The organism is Methylocaldum sp., from assembly GCF_039794385.1.
Taxonomy (GTDB): domain Bacteria; phylum Pseudomonadota; class Gammaproteobacteria; order Methylococcales; family Methylococcaceae; genus Methylocaldum.
This window is the reverse complement of sequence record NZ_JBDIVO010000350.1, coordinates 1-4755: the sequence shown is the minus strand read 5'-3', so window position 1 is coordinate 4755 and position 4755 is coordinate 1. Positions and strand designations below refer to the sequence as shown.

The following is a 4755-nucleotide window of genomic DNA, read 5'->3' as shown; positions in this document are numbered from 1 at the left end:
CGGATAGGTGCTCACCAAGGTGACTCCGCCGGCTCGGTCCACCATGACGATCTTGCCGTCTCCGGTGATCGTCGGCGTCGTGCCGGTGTGGGGTACGACGACTTCCGTCCAATTGACCGGATGCGGCCCCGCGAATAGAACCCAGCCTTGCGAATCCGAATTGCCGCGCACGACCGAATGCCCGTCGCCGAGCATGACGGGCGAGGACATGCTGATTCCCCTTTCATCGTTGGTGATGTGCTTGCGGAAGTTCTCTTGAAAGCCGGCCTCTGGCGAGAAGGTGTAGCCGACGATGTTCTGATAATTGTCGGCAACGACCACGAACGGCTCGTTACCGATCGATGTGAACAGGGCCACGCTCGGCATTGGCGGATTGACTTCGGGCGGCAATTCGTTGGGCTCCGGTATCGGTACCGTTTCCTCGAGAAAACAAGGAGGAAGAAAGAAGAATATCCCACACAAAGTCTCGCCGACGCTCGCGCCGCCCGTTATGTCGCCGTAATCCACGGTGGTGACCGGCTGGTTGAACAGAACGCCGCCGCCGGTGGAAAACGCCACGATGCTGATCACGTGGCCGTTGTAGCTACGGTGAAGGACCGGCACGAGGATGACTTCGGTCGCACCGGAGCGCCAGATGTTGGGCGCCGCGCTTGTCACACCCGTTCCGAATTGAGCCGGCGTGAGGGTGCCTTCCGGAAAGGGGGCCGCCCAAAGCATGGCGGCGGTGGAAGTGAATCGATACAGGGTCAACTCGTTACGGGTGACTACCTGGCCGCCGCGATGATCGCGCACGGTCCTCGCGCCGATCACATAGATCGAGCCATCGGCGCCGATGACCGGCGAGGCCACGATTTCATGGCCTGGCGTGTCGCGCGTCCATTTCAACGTACCGTCCGGTGCGAACGCTTTCAGCAGACCGGCCCGATTGCCGAGATAAACCGTACCGTCCGCGGCGATGACGGGGCCGGCGCCTATTGCAAACGAGCCGAGATCGGCGACACGCACCAGGTCGTTTGCGGCGGGTGCCGTATCCACATTGACGAATCCCCTGTTGGCGGCATCGCCGTGCGCATGGTCCCAGGTTGCCGTCGCGCCCGACACTGCCGAGAGCAAGAACGCGGCAAGGATGATGTTTCGAACCGAACAGAGTTGCCTGTGCAGCATGGCTTATTTCCGCTCGTCCGGATTCTCTAAAGGGTCAGTGGACGGATCAGACGTTTACCGTTCATTTCGGCGGCTTCCGTTTCACTCGGCATCGTCGTTTCGCGCGAAGAGATCTAGACCTATAGCAAAAGTCTGCCCCCAAAAAAGAAGGACCGCGATGGCCAAACCTACGGGCCCCTTTGCTTCCGCAAATCAATAAGCCCACCAGTATCCCGGTCCCCACAGTTCCCAATTCATGGCGGCATCCTCGTTCATTTCGGCGGCCATTCTTTGATCTTCGGCGATTCTCTGTTGCGTTGCCAATCGCTGATAGCGCTGGTAAGCCTCCTCCGGCCCCCAGTAAACGCACCGGCACGTCGTGGCATCGGCGTAGACGTAATACACCGTGCCGTCCTTCTCGTGCGGCACCAGCTTGTGCTGGGTCAGGCTCTTAACATGGGCGAGCTTGTCCGGGGTGTCGGCGGGTTTTACCTTGAACCCTGCCGCGGCCAGCAATTGCTCGGTGTCCCTCGCCCGGTCGGCCTCCATCGTTGCACAAGACGAACAAAGCCCACCCAGCATCGCAAAGGCCAAAACCCCGGAGAAAATGCGCGGGTTGAAAATACGCTGCGTGTCCATGTTTGAATCACTCCTTTGATCGAAACCTGTCAGCCATTCCTTGTGTGACACCTCTCCACCGGGAATATATCCACAGATATCTACAAATAAGCCCGACCGTTTCCCGCCGTACCCATTTGCCAATTCGGCAATACTGCCGGGTGCCGGGTAACACAAAGCGGGTATGGCTCCGGGGTGCGAACGCCGATGATCCCAGTCATCTCGGATCGCGCGTTTCCAACCGACTGATGAGATGCCGCCATTCGAATTCCAATTGTCCGCGGCTTACCGCAATATGGCCGTTTGCTTGCGAAAGCGCTGAAGTTGTGGGTGATCAATAGCCATGTCTTTCCTTCAAGTATGACCTAGGTACGCAGACCCTCTGGTCGTAAAACAATTAGGCCGTATGGGTCGTGATATTTCGCAATAGGTGGGACATTCGTTTTACTGGCAAACTATGCCGGGTTTCCTAGGCGTTGATTTGAGGTGCATCGAACAGCTTGAGAACCGTCTTGCGCGAGGCGGACCAGCTATGCCCAGAAAAATGAACTCCGAAGCTTCAAAAAAAGAATAAGGACAACATCATGCCCAGCATTTACCAACTCAAACCCCTGTTCCAGCAAAGCCTGAGCGGCATCGTTCGAAAACTGGCGGCTATCGGTGTTACGGCCAATCAGATCACGGTATTGGCGGCGGCGCTTTCCGTCGCTCTGGGCGCGGCGCTGGCGTGGTTTCCGCAGAGCGCGTCATTGTGGCTGAGCTTGCCGGTCTTTTTGTTCGTGCGCATGGCGCTCAATGCCATCGACGGCATGCTGGCGCGGCAGTACGACCAGCAAAGCGCGCTGGGCGGGCTGCTCAACGAAGCGGGAGATTTGGTCTCCGATGCCGCGCTGTATCTGGCGTTCGCGATTTTGCCAGGCGTCCATGCCTGGCTGGCGGTGGCCGTGGTCTTGCTGGCCTGGCTGACCGAGTTCGTCGGCGTGTGCGCCGTGACGGTCGGCGCCTCGCGCCGCTATGACGGTCCCATGGGCAAGAGCGACCGGGCGTTCGTGTTCGGCGCTTGCGGGTTGGTCATCGGGTTGGGGTGGCCTGCCGGGTCCTGGCTCAATGTCGTGCTGACGGTCGTCGCCTTGTTGTCGCTGGTTACGGTGTTGAACCGCGCTCGCGCGCTCCTAAAAGAGGTTCAGTGGGAGGCGCAGTCATGAATTTGACGCACCTGCCCGATGTGTTGCTGTATGCGCTGGCCAGCATTTTTATACTGCTCGCCATCGCTTCGATAATCACTTTCCTGCTCCCGAAGCGGTATCCGAACAAGGACTACACCGAGCTGCGGCTGCGTGTACGCACCTGGTGGCTGATCGTCGCCGTGTTCTGCCTGGTGGTGGTGTCCAGTCCGTCGACGGCGGTGGTGGTGCTGGGGCTGGTGAGCTTTCTCGCCTTCAAGGAATACCTTTCGCTGATCCCGACGCGCCGTGCCGATTATCGCGTTCTGTTCTGGGCCTATCTCGCCATCCCGGTTCAGTACTACTGGGTGCACATGGCTTGGTACGGCATGTTCATCATCTTCATTCCGGTATACATGTTCCTGTTCCTGCCGTTGCGCATGGTACTGGCCGGCGATACACAGGGGTTTCTGCGATCGGCCGGCATCATCAGCTGGGGTTTGATGACCACCGTGTTCTGTCTCTCGCACATGGCTTATCCGCTGGTGTTGCCGCAGCCGGTGGGCGCGCATTACAACGGCGCGACGCTGCTGCTGTTTCTGGTGGTGCTGACGCAACTCAACGATGTCGCGCAGTATCTCTGGGGAAAGAGCCTGGGCAGGCGCAGGATCGTCCCGAACGTCAGTCCCAACAAGACCTGGGCGGGTTTCCTCGGAGGCGTTGCGACCACGACGCTGCTGGCCTGGCTGATCGCACCCTGGCTGACGCCGCTGACGGAGATTGAGTCGTTGTTGGCGGGGCTTTTGATCGGGATTTGCGGTTTCGTCGGCGACGTGGTCATCTCGGCGCTGAAGCGCGACATCGGCGTCAAGGACAGCGGCAGTTTGCTGCCCGGTCACGGCGGCATCCTCGATCGGTTGGACAGCCTCACCTACACCGCTCCGTTATTCTTCCATTTCATCCGTTATCTGCACTACTGATCATGCAGCGCCTGCTCCGCCTGTTATTCGTCCTCTTGGTGGCGCGTCCCGTCACCCTGTTCGTGCTCGGCCTCAATATCCGCAATCGGGAACGGCTGCCGACGCGCGGCCCGGCGATCGTCGCCGCCAATCACAACAGCCACCTGGATACCCTGGTTCTGCTGTCGCTGTTTCCGTTGCGCGATATTCACCGGGTACGTCCCGCCGCAGCGGCCGACTACTTTCTCAGCAAACCCTGGCTCGCATGGTTTTCGCGCAATGTCATCGGCATCGTGCCGGTCACGCGAGGCGGCGGAAACCGCCATCACGATCCCTTGAGCGAATGCCACGAGATACTGGCCCAGGACGGTGTACTCATCATCTTCCCCGAAGGCACCCGGGGCGAGCCGGAAACCATGCAAAAACTGAAGTCCGGCATCGCCCATCTCGCCATGCACTGCCCGCAAGCGACGGTCGTTCCCGTGTTCACGCACGGACTGGGGCGAGCCATGCCCAAGGGCGAGTGCCTGCTGGTGCCGTTTTTCTGCGATATGTTCGTGGGCGAACCGATGCGCTGGACCGGCGACCGGCGCAGCTTCATGGAACTATTGGAGTCGCGGTTCAGGTCCTTGCAATCCCAACTGAATCCGGTAAATCACCTGTACGAAGGCGCCACGAATGCCCCCGAGTCGGGGCAATGAGGGCCGCTTTACAGCCACGGCGGAGAATTCCGGCATTTTTGACAGGCTGAGTCCCCATCGCCGGTTCTCGGTCATGCAGCCGTGCCGGCGCTTAGAGCGTTTTCTTCTCGTTCGTACGACAAAACAGGCTCGGCGGAAGTGGTTGGCGCCTTCGGCTGGGGTGAATTGATT

The 4755-nt window shown here is 59.7% G+C and carries 5 protein-coding genes; 3 read left to right on the top strand and 2 right to left on the bottom strand.

Translation table 11 applies throughout. From position 1 onward, the window contains the following. Both ABJK70_RS20510 and ABJK70_RS20505 read right to left on the bottom strand, forming a co-directional pair. On the bottom strand, positions 1–1164 hold a 1164-nt coding region (locus ABJK70_RS20510; RefSeq protein ID WP_347258941.1), incomplete at its 3' end, for a PQQ-binding-like beta-propeller repeat protein. Between the two features lie 192 nt (positions 1165–1356). Beyond that, a complete protein-coding gene (locus tag ABJK70_RS20505; RefSeq protein ID WP_205780704.1) occupies positions 1357–1782 on the bottom strand; it encodes a hypothetical protein in 426 nt (141 codons plus the stop codon). A gap of 563 nt (positions 1783–2345) precedes the next feature. Here ABJK70_RS20505 and ABJK70_RS20500 point away from each other — a divergent pair. Genes ABJK70_RS20500 through ABJK70_RS20490 form a run of 3 tightly spaced genes read left to right on the top strand, consistent with a single transcriptional unit; the run spans position 2346 to position 4584 of the window. Then, on the top strand, positions 2346–2966 hold the full coding sequence (locus ABJK70_RS20500) for a CDP-alcohol phosphatidyltransferase family protein (RefSeq protein ID WP_077729460.1): 621 nt from the start codon (positions 2346–2348) through the stop codon (positions 2964–2966). Beyond that, complete coding sequence (locus tag ABJK70_RS20495) at positions 2963–3904, top strand: phosphatidate cytidylyltransferase (protein ID WP_347258940.1); 942 nt, start codon at positions 2963–2965, stop codon at positions 3902–3904. Before ABJK70_RS20500 ends, ABJK70_RS20495 begins: the two co-directional genes overlap by 4 nt. 2 nt (positions 3905–3906) lie before the next feature. Then, on the top strand, positions 3907–4584 hold the full coding sequence (locus ABJK70_RS20490; RefSeq protein WP_347258939.1) for a lysophospholipid acyltransferase family protein: 678 nt from the start codon (positions 3907–3909) through the stop codon (positions 4582–4584). The last annotated feature ends 171 nt before the right edge of the window (positions 4585–4755 follow it).